Origin of the sequence: Acinetobacter sp. AC1-2, from assembly GCF_016124155.1 — a bacterium.
Taxonomy (GTDB): Bacteria; Pseudomonadota; Gammaproteobacteria; order Pseudomonadales; family Moraxellaceae; genus Acinetobacter; species Acinetobacter calcoaceticus.
Window position 1 is genome coordinate 232,611 of the sequence record NZ_JABFFO010000003.1, and the last position, 17,122, is coordinate 249,732.

The 17,122-nt window shown below is 39.6% G+C and carries 17 protein-coding genes; 9 read left to right on the plus strand and 8 right to left on the minus strand.

What is annotated here, in order from left to right; translation table 11 throughout:
• Window positions 1-49: 49 nt before the first annotated feature.
• The 5 genes from HL290_RS13030 to pncB all read right to left on the minus strand — a co-directional run bounded on the left by HL290_RS13030 (window position 50) and on the right by pncB (window position 5,305).
• Window positions 50-469, minus strand: a complete 420-nt coding sequence (locus HL290_RS13030) for a hypothetical protein (protein ID WP_198496691.1) — start codon at window positions 467-469, stop codon at window positions 50-52.
• Between the two features lie 129 nt (window positions 470-598).
• On the minus strand, window positions 599-1,819 hold the full coding sequence (locus tag HL290_RS13035; protein ID WP_198496692.1) for an acetamidase/formamidase family protein: 1,221 nt from the start codon (window positions 1,817-1,819) through the stop codon (window positions 599-601).
• Window positions 1,820-2,246: 427 nt separating this feature from the next.
• Complete coding sequence (gene asd / locus HL290_RS13040) at window positions 2,247-3,098, minus strand: archaetidylserine decarboxylase (protein ID WP_004640081.1); 852 nt, start codon at window positions 3,096-3,098, stop codon at window positions 2,247-2,249.
• Window positions 3,095-3,943, minus strand: coding sequence for a sulfurtransferase (locus HL290_RS13045; RefSeq protein ID WP_198496693.1), 849 nt, complete (start codon window positions 3,941-3,943; stop codon window positions 3,095-3,097). Before HL290_RS13045 ends, asd begins: the two co-directional genes overlap by 4 nt.
• A 147-nt stretch (window positions 3,944-4,090) precedes the next feature.
• On the minus strand, window positions 4,091-5,305 hold the full coding sequence (gene pncB, locus HL290_RS13050; RefSeq protein WP_004640085.1) for a nicotinate phosphoribosyltransferase: 1,215 nt from the start codon (window positions 5,303-5,305) through the stop codon (window positions 4,091-4,093).
• A gap of 168 nt (window positions 5,306-5,473) precedes the next feature.
• Here pncB and dtd point away from each other — a divergent pair, with 168 nt between their 5' ends.
• Window positions 5,474-5,917: a D-aminoacyl-tRNA deacylase gene (gene dtd / locus HL290_RS13055; RefSeq protein ID WP_004640087.1), complete on the plus strand. Its 444-nt coding sequence runs from the start codon at window positions 5,474-5,476 to the stop codon at window positions 5,915-5,917.
• Between the two features lie 43 nt (window positions 5,918-5,960).
• Here dtd and HL290_RS13060 read toward each other — a convergent pair whose 3' ends face one another.
• The 3 genes from HL290_RS13060 to serB all read right to left on the minus strand — a co-directional run bounded on the left by HL290_RS13060 (window position 5,961) and on the right by serB (window position 8,660).
• Window positions 5,961-6,440 carry a hypothetical protein gene (locus tag HL290_RS13060; protein WP_003654185.1) on the minus strand — a complete coding sequence of 160 codons (480 nt, stop codon included), beginning with the start codon at window positions 6,438-6,440 and terminating at the stop codon, window positions 5,961-5,963.
• 251 nt (window positions 6,441-6,691) lie between these two features.
• Complete coding sequence (gene aciT, locus HL290_RS13065; protein WP_004704819.1) at window positions 6,692-7,027, minus strand: ciprofloxacin tolerance protein AciT; 336 nt, start codon at window positions 7,025-7,027, stop codon at window positions 6,692-6,694.
• 409 nt (window positions 7,028-7,436) lie between these two features.
• A complete protein-coding gene (serB, locus tag HL290_RS13070; RefSeq protein WP_198496694.1) occupies window positions 7,437-8,660 on the minus strand; it encodes a phosphoserine phosphatase SerB in 1,224 nt (407 codons plus the stop codon).
• Between the two features lie 59 nt (window positions 8,661-8,719).
• Between serB and HL290_RS13075 the strand changes: the two genes are divergently transcribed.
• From HL290_RS13075 to glmS, 8 genes are all read left to right on the plus strand, one after another.
• On the plus strand, window positions 8,720-10,027 hold the full coding sequence (locus HL290_RS13075) for a hypothetical protein (RefSeq protein ID WP_151827397.1): 1,308 nt from the start codon (window positions 8,720-8,722) through the stop codon (window positions 10,025-10,027).
• 239 nt (window positions 10,028-10,266) lie between these two features.
• A complete protein-coding gene (gene ribBA, locus HL290_RS13080) occupies window positions 10,267-11,388 on the plus strand; it encodes a bifunctional 3,4-dihydroxy-2-butanone-4-phosphate synthase/GTP cyclohydrolase II (protein ID WP_003654193.1) in 1,122 nt (373 codons plus the stop codon).
• Window positions 11,389-11,399: 11 nt separating this feature from the next.
• Window positions 11,400-11,870 (plus strand): 6,7-dimethyl-8-ribityllumazine synthase, encoded by a 471-nt coding sequence (gene ribE, locus HL290_RS13085; protein ID WP_002119264.1) that lies wholly within the window; start codon window positions 11,400-11,402, stop codon window positions 11,868-11,870.
• A 3-nt stretch (window positions 11,871-11,873) separates the two neighbouring features.
• Window positions 11,874-12,323: a transcription antitermination factor NusB gene (nusB, locus tag HL290_RS13090; protein WP_092709163.1), complete on the plus strand. Its 450-nt coding sequence runs from the start codon at window positions 11,874-11,876 to the stop codon at window positions 12,321-12,323.
• Between the two features lie 16 nt (window positions 12,324-12,339).
• A complete protein-coding gene (gene thiL, locus HL290_RS13095) occupies window positions 12,340-13,257 on the plus strand; it encodes a thiamine-phosphate kinase (protein WP_198496695.1) in 918 nt (305 codons plus the stop codon).
• Complete coding sequence (locus HL290_RS13100) at window positions 13,235-13,750, plus strand: phosphatidylglycerophosphatase A (protein ID WP_005044357.1); 516 nt, start codon at window positions 13,235-13,237, stop codon at window positions 13,748-13,750. Before thiL ends, HL290_RS13100 begins: the two co-directional genes overlap by 23 nt.
• 15 nt (window positions 13,751-13,765) lie before the next feature.
• A complete protein-coding gene (gene glmU / locus HL290_RS13105) occupies window positions 13,766-15,130 on the plus strand; it encodes a bifunctional UDP-N-acetylglucosamine diphosphorylase/glucosamine-1-phosphate N-acetyltransferase GlmU (RefSeq protein WP_005300484.1) in 1,365 nt (454 codons plus the stop codon).
• Window positions 15,131-15,142: 12 nt separating this feature from the next.
• Window positions 15,143-16,981, plus strand: a complete 1,839-nt coding sequence (gene glmS / locus HL290_RS13110; protein ID WP_198496696.1) for a glutamine--fructose-6-phosphate transaminase (isomerizing) — start codon at window positions 15,143-15,145, stop codon at window positions 16,979-16,981.
• Window positions 16,982-17,122 lie beyond the last annotated feature (141 nt).

Here is a 17,122-nt window from a genome sequence, read left to right on the forward strand (position 1 = left end):
CTTTTATTTTTTAAAATTATTTACTCTAGTTCACCTAGAATAATTTATTTCAAATTAAATATACGCCTACGGCGTATAAAGTGCCCAATATTAAACAGAAGGCAGAACTGATATACCAAAATAAATCACTATTTCCGACAAATTTTGACTTTAACCACGGAAAAGCCAGACCACGGATAAGAAATATAACTGCAACAAGCGACAAAATAAGTTTAGTAAAAGGTAATATCTGTATTCCCTTTGCTGCAAGAAAAGCATAAATAGAACATACAGTCAGGATTAAACCGACAGCTATAGCTGTAAAATTAGGATACCAATGTCCTCTTTCTACCATTTGAACAATACTTTTTCCAGCTCCTAAAAACCGAAAACCATTTGCCCCCCAGAACACACAAACAAAATGAAGTAATGCGGCACAGAATGTTAATAATGCAGCAATATAAAGTAGAGCATTCGAAAGTGAGTGCATTAGATTTTATACTAATAAATATGTGTGATATTTATTATACTCAATTATAAAATATATAAAACTTATTAATAGTTGAAATGAATTTAACTTGGTATTTAATATTTTAGATACCAAGCTTAGTTCACTTAATTATTTACTCTCAAACTCTTTAAAATCAGCTTTTCTGATTTTTGCATGAATACCTTTGGTTTTATCTACAACTTGTGAAACTTCAAAATCAGTTGCAGCACTTAAATACGCATACGCTGTTGCTTCATCAATACCGTATTCTTGATTTAAGAAACGAATGGCTTCACGTGTAGACTTTTTCATGGCTTCATCTAGATCTTCATCAAGTCCAGGCGTAATCCAAAACTCAGCATTTTCAGCTAAAGGTTGTTTTAGCTCTTTGCCCGGTATTTTATCTTTACCTGCTTTGAGCAAGGTAAATTTTAGTGTTGCACGTGCTGAAGCTTCGAGTGCAGTTAATGCTACTTCACCATCCCCTTGCGCGAAATGGCTATCACCCGTATAGAATAATGCGCCTTTGACCTGAACAGGATAATAGGCTGTTGAACCTGCACCTAGTTCATTAATATCAATATTTCCACCATACATTGCAGGGGGTACGGAGTGAACAGGCTCAGAAGTATTGGCTGCTACCCCCATGATTCCCATAAAAGGGTAAAGCGGGAAACGTATTGATTTACCCGATTCTGTTTTTAATACACCTTCGTACTCACCTTTAGCATTTTTTTCAATTGGTGTGAAAATTGAGACATTTCCATAGCGTTCAGGATGTTCAGCCGATGCATTTTCTTGCTTTGCTTTTTTTGGAAATTCCCCCACTAAAGCACCTTTACCATGTCGATTTGAAATAACACCGTAAGGTACACGCGGCTCAACTTTAAGTACTTCAACTTTCAAAATATCACCGGGCTGTGCGCCTTCAATTGCAACAGGACCTGTCACAATATGTGGCCCATCTTTATGAAAATCATGCTTTAAATTTGACTGCGTAATTATTTTTGCATCTTCCAAAATTTCATTAGATTTTACACCTTTCGATTGAAAGAACTTTTCAGCATTACGCCCTTGGTCTTCAAGCAAACCTTCATGAGAAACCGTATCAAATGTCACAACACTACCCGACGGAACGGTAAGGACGGGTTTGGCATCCCGATTCGGTAAATAACCCCATGTAATGGTATTTAAAGTAGATGGAACGTAATAATTACCTTTATATTCGCCACTTTGAAGTTGAGTAGGCTGTTTTGAAATTTGATTTAAAACTTTAAAATCATTGGCATGGCTGAGTGAAATACAAAGTACAGATAAAACCGAAGCTGTCAGGCGTTTAACTTTTAACATGATTTCAGAACCTAAAAAATATGAAAATTACAGTAAGGTCCTGAATAGTTAGCAAGCATTGTGCCAAGGCTAAAGGCTGTGCAATATCTAAAAAGCACATCATATTTATAAAATTAAATAATTTTTTTAGTTTTAACAACTTATCTTCAAATAGAATTAAAATTACGACTTAAGTCTAACTTAAATATTTCTTTCTTTTTTATTTATTAATTTTCAATCATATTAATATTTTTGCTCTCTTTAGACACATATTTATAGGCTAGTTAATATAACGTCCTATTTCAGATCACTTAATAATAATTATATTTCCATATAATATAAATCCAGACATAGTTATATATTTTGCTTTTATATAATTTAAATCAAAAAATAAACCCTGAATAATTAAACTCAGGGTTTACTTGTTTTATAAGGATTATATCGCTTACTAAACCGTATGTCCCATGCGCTCGCCCATTACAACTACAGACTCAGCTTTAAAACGTTGTTCCCACTCGATCTTATCTTTTTCAAATAAAATAACGGCAGTAGAACCTAAATAAAAACGTCCAAGCTCGGCACCTTTTTCTAGCTTTAACTGATGATGCTGTAATTCGATACGACCTGAAGGTTTCACTTTACCTGTTGCAACAGTTTCAATGCCTGCAACAATCATGGCACCTACTAAAACAACAGCCATACGGCCAAGTTCAGTATCAAACAAACACACCATGCGTTCATTACGGGCAAATAGTCCCGGTACATTTTCAGCAGTCACTTGATTTACCGAAAATAGCTCACCCGGTACATACAAAGTTTCAGTTAATGTACCTGCAAACGGCATATGTACACGGTGGTAATCGCGTGGAGATAGATAGACTGTCGCGAACTCGCCTTCTTGAAATGGCTGAGCAAGTTGTGGGTCGCCAATGAGTTTCTCTACAGAGAAGCTTTGGCCTTTTGCTTGAAATACTTCACCCGCAGTAATTTTACCAATCTGGGAAATAGCACCATCAGCAGGTGACACAATGCTATCTGCATTTTCGTCAACCAGACGAACACCATCTTTTAAAGCACGAGTAAAAAAGTCATTAAAAGATTTATATTTCAGTGCATTGCCTTGTTCAGCAATCGACAAATCAATCCCATATTTGGTTTTAAAAGCTTGAATAACAGCAGTTTTTACAACTGGATTTTCACTCGCAGCAACTTTACCTACCACACGACTCAGCTGATGCTGCGGAACAAGATTTTGTGCCTTAATAAATAATTCTTTTTTTAATCGAGATGTGAAACTCACGACGGTGATTCTCCAGTAATAATAGGACTATCGAGGCGATTGCCCCATTCACTCCACGCACCATCATAGGCTTTTGCTTCCCAGCCCAAGAGTCTAGCCAAAATATAGGCTAAACCGGAACGGTGATGTGACTGGCAGTACACAACTACAGGTTGTTGTAAATCAAACCCTAATTGTTCAAGGCGCTGCCGCGTGCGTTCAAGCGGATGCAATTTTAGATGATTTTGTCGATTAAGTGCAGTACTCCATTCAAAATGGAGGGCATTTGGAATGTGACCGCCGCGTCGCGCTGCTAAACGGATCCCACTATATTCATCACTTGTCCGGCAATCCCACAATTGAACATTTTCTTGTTCAACTTGTTTGCGTAGTTCTTCATAGTTCACACGGAACTGAGCAGCATGCGATAAATCAATCAGAATTAAGTCTGCAACAAGAGAAACTACTTCGACTTCTGCCGTTGTGGGTAACCCTGCTCCTAACCATGCATGGATACCACCATTAATTAAACTAGTGCGCGTAAATCCTAAGCAATGCAAATTCCAGATTAAACGTCCAGCCCATGCTCCGCCTTCATCGTCATAGACCACAACATGATGATTAGGTGAAATATTCAATTTTTCAATCAGTGCTTGCAAACCTGCTTCATCTGGCAAAATACCAGTGGCTTCTTCGTGTTGAGACACTAACCATTTAGGTTGTAAGTGAATAGCATGCGGAATATGAAGTTGCTCATACACAGAAGCACGGCTCAAATCTACAATGCGAATATATTCATTGCCTAGATAAGGCACTAATTCTTCTGCTTCTATTAATAAATCGAGTTTAAAATCCGGGAGTGTCATCGTCATGGTTTCTTTTTATACCAGCTTAATTTCATATTAGCATAAGCATATATCTATCAAACTCTGATTTTCTGCAACTCTTTAGCAGAAAATCAGATATCAGCATTCTTACTTTTAAAAATACAAAATAGTGAGACTACTTTTTACTTAAACCACTTCTTCAAGTTCTTCGATTTCAAAAACCTGACGTAAATAGGCCAAGAAAGTATCGTTATCAGTCATGGTTTTACCAGGACTATCAGAAATTTTCGCAACTGATTGACCATTACATTCAACCAATTTCAATACAATATTGAGTGGTTTTTGTCCCATGTCATTGGTCAAATTGGTTCCAATACCAAAACTGACCTGAAAACGATCTTTAAAGTATTGATGTAATTCCCATGCTTTTGGCAAATTAAGACCATCGCTAAAAGTCAGCATTTTGGTTTTGGTATCAATTTTTAATTTACGGTAGTGGGCATAGGCCTTATCGCCCCATTCGTAAGGATCACCGCTGTCATGGCGTAAGCCATCAAATAGTTTGGCAAAATACAAGTCAAAATCTCTGAGGAACGCATCCATACCAACAACGTCAGTCAAAGCAATTCCTAAATCTCCACGGTATTCTTGTACCCACGTTTCTAAAGCAGCTTTCTGAAAATCACGTAGACGGACATCAAGTGCCTGAAAAGCCTGTAGGAATTCATGGGCCATGGTTCCAATTGGCGTAATGTTTAACTCTTTAGCAAGTAACACATTACTTGTACCACGGAATACATTTGGCACCGTTTTATGAAAAGCTGCCACAACATGCTTTTGCCATACGAAGCTATAACGGCGACGTGTACCAAAATCAGAGACTAAAAATGGTGGGTCATTCGGTTTTTGAGTTTTTTCATATTGCTGAACCAGTTCAAGCTTGGCTTGTAAACGGCGCTCGCCTTCAGCCCATACTTCATCGTTTTTAATACGGCTAAAATAAAGTTCATTTACAATTGCCAATACAAAAATTTCAAACATCATGGCTTGGACCATCGGACCTTCAATACGAATATCCAAACGACCTTCCGCATCAATACTGGCCTGAATAAAGCGCCTTTTCAGTTGAAATAGTTCCAAATAATCAACAAAGTCACTTTTGATAAAGCGTAATTTACGCAAATATTGAAGCTCGTCTTCTTTATATTTAAGGCTACATAAATAGTCGAGTTGCTGATTTAAATCATCCAAAATATCTACTAGTGGATAGACAGTATCTTCTAAATTTCTACAGCGGAAATGATAGACGCTATGAGTTTGCGGAAATTTATGCAAAACCACCTGTAACATCGTAAATTTGTACAAGTCTGTATCTAGTAAAGAATGGATAATTGGAGACATAGTCAGTGATTATTCGCTTGCTTCTTAGCATTAAAGCATATTTTTATAAATGAATTGCGAGCTTTTAGACCATTGTTGCAGCTCCGTGAAATTTCCTTTTAAAAATCATTTAATTTAATTTCTGCTAAACTAAGCCAATTCAATCAATTGCAGAAATTTGCTTTAACTATGCGTGCTTTAATACAACGAGTTCTTGAAGCTAAAGTGGTGGTTGACGGTGAGACTACCGGTGAAATCCAACAAGGCTTATTGGTTTTTTTAGGCATCGGCCGAGATGACACTTTAGCGATTGGCCAAAAGCTTATTGATAAGATTTTGAAATATCGTATCTTTGATGACGAACAGGGCAAAATGGGCTGGAATGTCTCTCAAGCAAATGGTGGAATCCTGCTTGTTTCACAATTTACCCTGATGGCTCAAACCCAAAAAGGTTTACGTCCAGATTTTGGTCCAGCCATGCCACCAGCAGATGCCAAAGCGTTATATGAACAGCTGGTTGAATATGCCCATTCACAATTTGAAAAAGTTCAAACCGGCATTTTTGCAGCCGATATGAAGGTTCATCTCATTAATGATGGTCCAGTTACGTTTAACTTGGAAGTCGAAGCGTAGATATAAAAAAACTCCCGAATGGGAGTTTTTTTATATCTGGCGATTAACGACCAGTTTTCTCTTTAATAAAAGCACGTGCCTGACGTACTTTATCTTTAACTGGTTTTGGCAACTTAGGTGGAATGAGTCTAGCCACTTGGTTAAACCAAACCAATAGGCTGAAGTCACCTTCCATCTTAATGCTGCCGTTTTGCATGCCTGTCATAAATGCAGTTGGGTCACCTTTAATTAAAGTTTTTACACCCTGTTCGCTATCTGCAAACTGCAAGATAAAGTCAGCTTTTTCAGGTGCACCTGCAACAGTATCGATCTGTCCATTATTAATAATGATCTGACGTGCAACACCTAAGTCCGTACCGATCTGAATACGGAATGCGCGGTCATGAATCAATTCAATAAACTTAGGGCTAGTACGTGCCAATTGCTTCATACGCAGCACTAAACCTGCTACCAATAAATCTAACGGGTCTGTACTGACATCAACGAGAGGTAACTTGACTACAGGTATAGAAGAAAGTTTCATGAACATTCACGCCTATTGTATTTTTATGAAAACTTTAGAGCAAAACTCAACAAGGACATACCATTGCTTGTGTTTTGTGCATCAACTGATAATTTTTAGCTGGCAACGCAATCTAGATGAAACGTCAACAGACGCATCTATCGTAGCATAACTGGCTATTTTTTAATAAATGCTTTGTATAATAAAAATCACGTTTCGTAAATAAAAAAGGCATGCTGTGCATACCTCTTTACCGTTAGATAACAATTTAATTATCGGCTAGAACATTGCTGCTGATCATCTTCATATACTGGCGTGTGTTCTATATATTGGCGATTTGCCAAAGCCTTTTGTGCCTGTTTATCCTCACGTAACAAAACAAATGTAACCATTACCATCGCTAGACTTAGTGCAGTTAAATAACTATATGTGACTGGCATTTCAAAAGTGACTTGAACTCCAAAACGGACCACTTCCAATAGCCCCCAAAAGAACATCCCTGCAAGCATAAAACCAAGCCAACGACGGTAAGGAGAAAAGAAAACAGCAACAAGCGCGACAGCGATCAAGCTGAATCCGGCGATAGCGGCAAAATTCGCTGTTACCATAGAAACCTCCGTCTTAATGAAAACGTCTAAAAAGATTCGGTCTTAAAAACCCGACCTCATTCCAAAAACAACTTTAATTCATAATTTGTGTTGAAGCTTAGGATGCATTATGGATGTTTTTTTTTAGAAAAAAAGACCCGTTATTTCTTAATGCGACACACTTTGTCGCAACATTCTTTTGTCATTACATTTTTGTAAAATTAAAAAAGTTCGATTCCCTATATGGCATCAATTCTGGCGTGTCATTACAAAAAAATATGCTGTTTTTAAGGACCAAAATAAGTTTTTTTCAGATTTTTTTATTGCCTTTTTTCTGTGCACGATTTGAGCATAACACCCTTGATTTTATAACTATTCTGCATAAAAAAAGCGCTACTCTGAAGTAGCGCTTAAAGCTTAGCCCTATAGGTTAAGCACGGTTTAAATCTTTGTCATGCATGCCCAGCAAATACAGCACACCATCCAAACCAACACTTGAAATAGCCTGATTTGCATTTTGACGAACTAAAGGTTTAGCGCGATAAGCAACACCTAAGCCCGCAATCGCAAGCATAGGTAGATCGTTTGCACCATCTCCTACCGCCATGGCTTGCTCTAAAGAAATGCCCATTTTATTCGCAAGTTCGCGTAATAGCTCAGCTTTACGCGCGCCATCAACAATCGCACCTTTAACCTCACCTGTTACAAAGCCATCTTGCACATCTAAAATGTTGGCATGAACTTCATCAATACCAAGTTTGCCTTGTAGATATTCAGCAAAATATTGGAATCCACCAGATAAAATTGCTGTTTTATAGCCTAGCGCCTTTAATGTTGAAATGAGACGTTCTGCACCTTCAGTAATGGTTAAACGCTCTGCAATTTTAGGTAAAACAGCACCATCCAGCCCTTTTAATAATGCAACACGAGCACGGAAGCTTTGCTGGAAATCGAGTTCGCCTTGCATTGCTCTTTCAGTGATTTCAGCAACTTGTGCGCCTACCCCTGCTTCAATCGCCAACTCATCAATAACTTCTTGTTCAATTAATGTTGAGTCCATATCAAAACAAACTAAACGACGGTTACGTCGATAAGCGTTGTCTTCTTGAACAGCAACATCAATGTTTAATTCACTTGAAAGACGTAAACATGCTGCACGCATGGCTTGTGCATCTAAAGTTGGACCACTACTTAAACCAAACTGTACACATGCACGACGTGGAAATGCGCTATCCTTTTCAAAGTCGACACGGCCTGATAATCGGGTAACAGTTTCAATGTTAAAGCCTTGGCTAGACACAATTTGTGTAACTGCTTGTAAGTGGGCAGCAGTGAGTTCAGGTGCCAAAGCCGTGACGATATAACGAGTACGACCGCCTTCACCTACCCATTGATCGTATTCTGCGCCTGTGATTGGTTTAAAGCGCACTGTTAAGCCAATATCATGTGCTAAAATCAGAATTTCTTTCATTGCCAATGCGGTCGCAGTTTCATTATCTGACGCGACTACAATGCCCAATGTGAGTTGATTATGAATAACAGCCTGACCTACATCCAGTATTTGCAATGAATGTACGGATAGTACTTGCATTAATCGGGTAAACTGGTTTGGTTGGTCTGGTCCTAAAAAGGATATAAGAATGATTTCTCGCATGAATTGACTCTAGTCTGAGTGACAACTATTGTAAGAATCATAATCGAATTTCAATATAATTGCCTTGGAAGTTTAACTTGATTGCGCCTAGACAAGGGCTATTTGCTAGCCTACTGATCGTTAGTTTTGCATTGCATACCTTTTTATTGGTGATTGCAACGACACACCAGCTCAATGAAAACCGTGCGAGTCAAGGTCAGCTCATGACCAGTCAGCTCGTTGCAGACAGCTTATCTGAGCTAGAACCGGCAAATACGGTATCTTTAGCTCTGATTGCCAATCGCTATGCGACCAATCCAAGCGTTGCGTCTATTCGCATTCTTGATGCCAATAAACAAGTGTTGGCAACGAGCGGAATTTCGAAAACTCGCCAAGGTGAGATTTTTGCTCGCGATGCGCTGCAAAATGAAAAGAAAGTAGGTTCTATCGAGATTACGCTTATTCAGCCAAGTATTGGGGAAATTCTCCGCACTCAATGGCTGGCAATCTTAGCTTCTCTGTTTTTGCATGTTTTATTATGGCTTGCCTATCGCGCCATTGCTCGCCCAACCCGTAGCGAATATTTGGCACGTATTAACGAAGAAAACCGCTTAAAACATGAAATTCAGCAGTTAACTCAAGCATTGGCTTTAGAAAAACAAAATACAGTAACGTTGGTTGCTCAAGCCCAACAACAAGCGAAAGGTAAACCAGCGGCTCGTCCACAACCAGAGAAAACTACAGATTCAGCTGACCAACATATGTTGGCACTCAATATTCAGTTTTATGACCCTAAACAGTTATTAAGCAGTGTCAACCAATCGGTATCTGTTCCGTACTTTAAACTCTGTCAGCTCTTTTTAAACAAGAGTATTGAGTTATGCGTTAAGCATTACCAGTTAAAGTTAGCGGACATTGAAGTCGTAAATGAATTTAATGCTGATGGCGCTACACTTGCGATTTCAACTTCGCATACTCACGCTGTAGAGTGTCTGCTTATGGTGGGAACCGTATTCCAATTACTCTCTGACGTTTTATATAAACGTTACCGCGAAGATAAACGCTTTGCTTTGCAAACGCGTAGTGCAACTTGTAATGCTGTGGAAGCGATGCAAATTGATGCGAAAGAAGCTGCTCAACGTTTAGCACAGCATCTTCATGCGAAAGAATCTGCGTTATATCTTGAGAATGATCAACTCAAGGCAATTCAAGACAGCTATCAACTTGTTGCAATGCCAAACCCAAGTAATGTCATGACTCGTCATGCCTTTATGATCAATGGCATGAATGCAGAGTGTGCTGAACTTGCTCAAAATATCCGGACTGAGATTTTGATGGGGAAAAAATCAATCCCACAAAATGATAGTCCAAGCAGTGCAGCCTCATAAAAAGTAAGTGCGCATATCAGAACCTAGCCTTTTGGCTAGGTTTTTTTATTTAAATTCATCGTTTTTATTTTAAATTGTTCCATTTTCTTATGATTTATTTGTATAAATAAAGCTGGATCTATTCTATCTCGTTGCAAATTTGGATAAATCAGAATCATAGGCAAAATTCTCTAAACAGCGTAAACTATGCAAAATTTATTAAATAGAAATTGTCTTACGACAAAAAAAGGTGAAAGCGAATGCCGCTGAGTCGTGTTGAAGATCTTGTCGCCGATATTCGTGCAGGCAAAATGGTTATCTTGATGGATGACGAAGATCGCGAAAATGAAGGTGATCTTGTTATTGCAGCAACGCATGTTCGTCCTGAAGATATTAACTTCATGATTACCCATGCACGTGGTCTAGTTTGCTTAACGTTAAGCCGTGAGCGCTGTAAGCAGTTAAACCTTCCGTTGATGGTTGACCAAAACGGTGCTCAGCATAGTACAAACTTTACCTTATCAATCGAAGCCGCTGAAGGTATTACGACTGGTATTTCAGCAGCAGAGCGTGCACATACAATTCAAGCTGCTGTCGCAGCGCATGCAAAGCCAAGTGATATTGTACAACCGGGCCATATTTTCCCGTTAATGGCACAACCAGGCGGTGTTCTACATCGTGCAGGTCATACTGAAGCGGGCTGTGATTTAACACGCTTAGCAGGTCTTGAACCAGCTTCTGTCATTTGTGAAATCATCAATGAAGATGGCACAATGGCACGCCGTGCAGATTTAGAAATTTTTGCCGAGAAGCATGGCTTAAAAATTGGTACAATTGCGGACTTGATTCACTATCGCATGACCAATGAGCAAACGGTTGAACGTCTGGATCAAAAAACCATTCAAACAGAATATGGTTCATTTGAACTCTATCGTTATCGTGAGATTGGTAATCCGGACATCCATTTGGCTTTAGTCAAAGGCGAGCCAAAAGAAGGTGTTACAACAGTACGTGTACATGGTTTCAGTCCAATTCGTGATTTGCTTAAGCTAAATAAGGCTGATGGTGAACCTGCGTGGAATCTAGACCGTGCACTACAGACAATTGCAGCGAGTGATCGCGGTGTTTTAGTCTGGATCGGGCAAGATCATTTGCAAGACTTGGGACCAGCGTTGGATGATTTAAATAAGCCAAAACCGGTGAAATCCAATGCAGCACTTTCACATCAATATCAAACCATTGGTGTAGGCGCTCAAATTTTGCGTGACTTAGGTGTTGAAAAAATGAAGCTTCTTAGCTCACCATTACGTTTCAATGCTTTATCTGGCTTTAATTTAGAAGTAGTGGAATATGTCACTGCTGATCAAATCACAACGAAATAATCGAGGTTGCTATGGCAATTCGCCGTATTGAAGGTTTATTACATCTCGCAAGCGAAGGTCGTTATGCGATTTTAGTGGGTCGTTTCAACAGTTTTGTTGTTGAACACTTATTGGATGGTGCAATCGACACATTAAAACGTCATGGTGTAAATGAAGATAACATTACTGTTATTCATGCTCCTGGCGCATGGGAACTCCCGATTGTTGCTAAAAAATTAGCTACATCAAACCAGTTTGATGCAATCATCGCACTTGGCGCAGTTATTCGTGGTAGCACACCACACTTTGACTTCGTTGCTGGTGAATGTGCAAAAGGTTTAGGTGTAGTCGCGTTAGAAAGTAGCTTGCCTGTCATCAATGGTGTATTAACTACTGATAGCATCGAGCAAGCCATCGAACGTTCAGGTACAAAAGCAGGTAATAAAGGTAGCGAAGCTGCTTTAACTGCAATTGAAATGGTTAATTTATTAAAGGCAATTTAAAGCATGTCTCAAACACTGCAAGCCGCTTATGCAGCAAAACGCAAAGCACGTCGTTTTGCTGTACAAGGTATTTATGAGTGGCAAATGAGTCACAATCCTGTACATGAAATTGAAGCACGTACCCGTGCTGAAAATGCGATGCACAAGGTAGACTTAAATTACTATCACGAACTGTTAACGCAAGTGATTGCACAGCGCGAAGATCTTGATGCATTGTTAATTCCGGTACTTGACCGTGAACTTGATGCACTTGATGGTGTAGAGCTCGCAACCTTACGTTTAGGTGCTTACGAGTTACGTGATCATTTAGAAGTACCTTATCGTGTAGTTCTTGATGAAGCCATTGAACTCGCCAAACACTTTGGTGGAGCAGATAGCCATAAATACATTAATGGCGTTTTAGATCGTTTAAGTTCAACACTACGTAGTGCTGAAAAACAACAAGCAAACTAATAGGTTTGAAGTTGATATGGCTGAGTTTTCTATTATTGACCAATACTTTAACAGACAATCTTACACAGATGTCACCTTAGGTATTGGAGATGACTCAGCCTTAATCACCCCTCCCCAAAATCAACAATTGGTGATCTGTGCAGATACGCTAGTTGCTGGTCGTCACTTCCCTCTTGATACCTCTCCCCATGCAATTGGCTGGAAAAGTGTGGCTGTCAATCTTTCAGATATTGCTGCCATGGGTGCTAAACCTCATAGTATTTTACTTGCGTTAAGCTTACCTACCATTGACCATGAATGGCTGGAAGGATTCAGTCAGGGAATCTATGACTGCTGTAATCAATTTGGTGTTGCTCTCATTGGTGGAGATACGACCCAAGGTCCACATCTCACCATTACCGTCACGGCCATGGGCTGGATTGAAGCTGGACAAGCTGTGTTACGTTCAGGCGCAAAAGTCGGTGACTATGTTTGTGTGAGTGGTCAAGTTGGAGATGCAGCCTATGGTTTACAACACCTAGGTCATCCCTTACAACAACGACTAGACTACCCAACACCACGTTGTCAGCTAGGACAACAGTTGAAGGGTCTTGCTTCTAGCATGATTGATATTTCTGATGGATTAGCCCAAGATTTAGACCATATTTTAAAAGCTTCAAAGGTCGGTGCTCGATTACTTTTAGAAAAGTTACCGATTGATTCAACGCTAGAAAAACTACCAGAACAGCAGCGCTGGCAATATGCGCTAGCTGGTGGTGATGACTACGAATTATGTTTTACAATAACACCGCAAAATTATGAAAAACTTTTGCAAAAACAACTAGACATTAAGATTACAATGATCGGACAGATCGTTGAGCAAACACAACTAACTTTTGAGCATTTGGGTTCAGATTACCCATTGCAAATTCATGGATACCAACACTTTGCATAAGCCGCCGATTCATTTTAAAGACATGTCTTGGTTCAACCGCTGCATCGTTTTCTGTGGAGTTGGTTTCGGATCTGGTCTCGCACCTAAAGCCCCTGGTACTTTTGGCTCTGCCTTTGCCCTACTCTTCGTTCCGATCTGGTTATCGCTTGGATTTAACTTAAGCTTAATCGCGATGATTATCATGTCCTTGGTCGGGATTTATATCTGTGGTCAAACTGCAAAAGTTATAAACGTACACGATGATGGTCGAATTGTGTGGGATGAATTTGCAGGGCAATCTATTACCTTTCTTCCTCTCATTTACTTACAACAAATGAACTGGATGTGGGTGATCGTCGGCTTCATATTATTTCGAATTTTCGATGTTTGGAAACCTTGGCCTATCCGTGTTATTGATCGTCAAGTGCATGGTGGTTTTGGTATTATGCTTGACGATATTATTGCCGGTGTATGGGCTGCTCTTTGTACACTAATTATTATCCATTTGACTTAATCATTAGAGTTATTCATGTCAACTACCGTCATTATTCTTGCTGCTGGCAAAGGAACGCGTATGCGTTCTCAGCTTCCTAAAGTATTACAACCTTTAGCGGGTCGCCCACTATTAGGGCATGTCATTCAAACAGCAAAACAATTACAAGCTAAAAATATTATTACTATTTATGGTCATGGTGGTGACCGCGTACAACAAACATTTGCCCAAGAAAATGTTCAATGGGTTGAGCAAGCTGAACAACTTGGTACAGGTCATGCCGTACAAATGACTTTACCCGTACTCCCTAAAGAGGGTGTTTCACTGATTTTATCAGGCGATGTACCATGTATTAATGCAAATACGTTGCAAAAATTATTAGATGCATCGACTCAGACAGGAATTGGCTTAGTTACGCTCACTGTGGATGATGCTACAGGTTATGGCCGTATTGTGCGTCAAGATGGCAAAATTCAAGCCATTGTTGAACATAAAGATGCAAACGAAGCACAACGCCAAATTAAAGAATTTAATACAGGCATTTACTGTGTTAGCAACGCAAAACTTCATGAGTGGTTGCCTAAACTTTCAAATGAAAATGCACAGGGCGAATATTACCTAACTGACATCGTTGCGATGGCAATTGCAGATGGCTTAGAAGTTGCCTCTGTTGAACCAGAGCTTGCTTTTGAAGTTGAAGGCGTTAATGACCGCTTACAACTTGCAGCTTTAGAACGCCAGTTCCAGCAAGAACAAGTCAAAAAGCTAATGCAGCAAGGTGTAATGTTCTTTGATCCTGCACGCTTTGACTTACGTGGCTCTGTAAAAGTTGGACAAGACGTTCGTATTGACATCAATGTTATTATTGAAGGTGAATGTGAGCTTGGTGATTTTGTAGAAATCGGCGCTGGCTGTATTTTAAAGAACACCAAAATTGCAGCAGGCACTAAAGTTCAAGCCTATAGCGTTTTTGATGGCGCAGTTGTAGGCGAAAATGCTCAGATTGGACCATTTGCACGCTTACGCCCAGGGGCTAAATTGGCAAATGAAGTGCATATTGGTAACTTTGTTGAAGTTAAAAACACATCGATTGGACTAGGTAGTAAAGCTAACCATTTCACCTATTTAGGTGATGCAGAAATCGGTGCTGAATCAAATATTGGGGCAGGTACAATTACTTGTAATTACGACGGTGCAAATAAACACAAAACCACTATTGGCGATGCCGTTTTTATCGGTTCTAATAGCTCGCTGGTTGCTCCGGTGACCATTGGGAATGGCGCAACAGTTGGTGCGGGTTCTGTGATTACGAAAGATGTAGCCGAACAAAGTCTCTCCTTTGAACGTGCGCAACAAATTTCAAAAGCAAATTATCAACGTCCCCAAAAGGTTAAAAAATAAGAGGATTGAAGTATGTGTGGTATCGTCGGAGGCGTTGCAGAGCGTTGTGTAACCGAGATTTTAATTGAAGGTTTAAAACGTCTTGAATACCGTGGTTATGATTCTGCGGGTGTTGCTTTACTAAATAATCAACAAATTTTACGTGAGCGCCGTGTAGGTAAAGTCATCAATCTTGCAGATGCAGTTGCTGAACACCAACTTACAGGGGCTATCGGCATTGCGCATACTCGTTGGGCAACACACGGTAAACCAACTGAAAATAATGCTCACCCGCATATGTCTGGTAAGGTTGCTGTTGTACATAACGGTATCATTGAAAACTATCAAGAATTAAAAGACGACCTTCAAGCTTTAGGTTATGTTTTTACTTCTCAAACAGATACTGAAGTTGTTGCACACTTAGTTGCTGAAGCTCTAAAAAGCACAGATAGCCTTTTAGATGCTGTTGAAACTGTTGTACCTCAGCTTAAAGGTGCTTACGCGCTAGGTATTATCCACAGCGATTATCCAGATGAACTGATTACTGTACGTGAAGGTTCACCTTTAGTGATTGGCGTAGGTATTGGTGAAAACTTTATTAGTTCAGACCAACTTGCCCTTTTACCAGTAACAAACCGCTTTATGTACCTAGAAGAAGGCGATATTGCACGTCTTACTCGCACTTCAATTGAAGTATTTGCAAATGGCGAACGCGTTGAACGTCCGGTAAGAGAGCTTGATGCAACCGTAAGCAGTGCATCAAAAGGTGAATACAAACACTACATGCTCAAAGAAATTTATGAGCAACCAGAAGCAATCAAGCAAACGATTTCTCAAGCGCTTGATGGCAATAGCTTACGTGATGATTTCTTGAAAAATGCTGAAGCAGATTTCAATAAAATTCAAAGCGTACAAATCATCGCTTGTGGTACAAGTTACCACTCAGGAATGATTGCGAAATATTGGTTTGAGCAACTGATTGGTGTGCCTTGCCAAGTTGAAATCGCAAGTGAGTTCCGCTATCGCACCCCTGTAATTGTTGAAAATACACTTTATATTTGTATTTCACAGTCAGGTGAAACAGCCGATACTTTAGCTGCACTACGTGAAACTCAAAAGCGTGCGAAAGCAAACAATATCGATATTCAGACTTTGACTATCTGTAACGTTGCTACGTCTTCAATGGTTCGTGAAACTGATCATCACTTATTGACGCTTGCTGGTCCTGAAATTGGTGTTGCTTCAACTAAAGCATTTACGACTCAGCTCGCTGCGCTTATGTTGTTAATCTTGAAAATTGGACAAGTTAAACAACGTATTAGTCCTGCTATTCTTGAAGAAATTACACGTGAGCTATGGCACAGCCCGAAAGTTATTCTTGATACGCTTAAACATGATCCAGAAATTTTGCGTTTGTCTGAATTATTCGTTGAAAAAAATCACTGCTTATTCTTAGGCCGTGGTACGAATTATCCAATCGCATTGGAAGGCGCATTAAAGCTAAAAGAAATTTCATATATTCATGCGGAAGGCTATGCAGCGGGCGAGTTAAAACACGGTCCATTAGCACTCGTTGATAATGAAATGCCAATCGTGATTCTTGCTCCACATGATGAAATGCTTGATAAGCTCAAATCAAATATGGAAGAAGTTCAGGCACGTGGTGGTGAGTTATTTGTTTTCGCTGATGAAAATAGCGGAATCAATGAAAAAGACCGTCAACACGTTGTGCATATTCCAGCAGTAAACGAATGGCTAGCTCCAATTGTTTATAGCGTACCAGTTCAGTTGTTGTCTTATCACGTTGCTGTTTTACGTGGTACAGACGTTGACCAGCCACGTAACTTGGCGAAGTCAGTAACTGTAGAGTAATTCAAAAAAGATCATTATTAAGGCATCCCCTGCTTTAATAACTGATTTATTAAGCCCGATATGTGTAAGTGCATATCGGGCTTTTTTATTGCATTCATACGGCTACACAGCCCCTTTCCCGTGAAAAAAAATCGAGTTTAA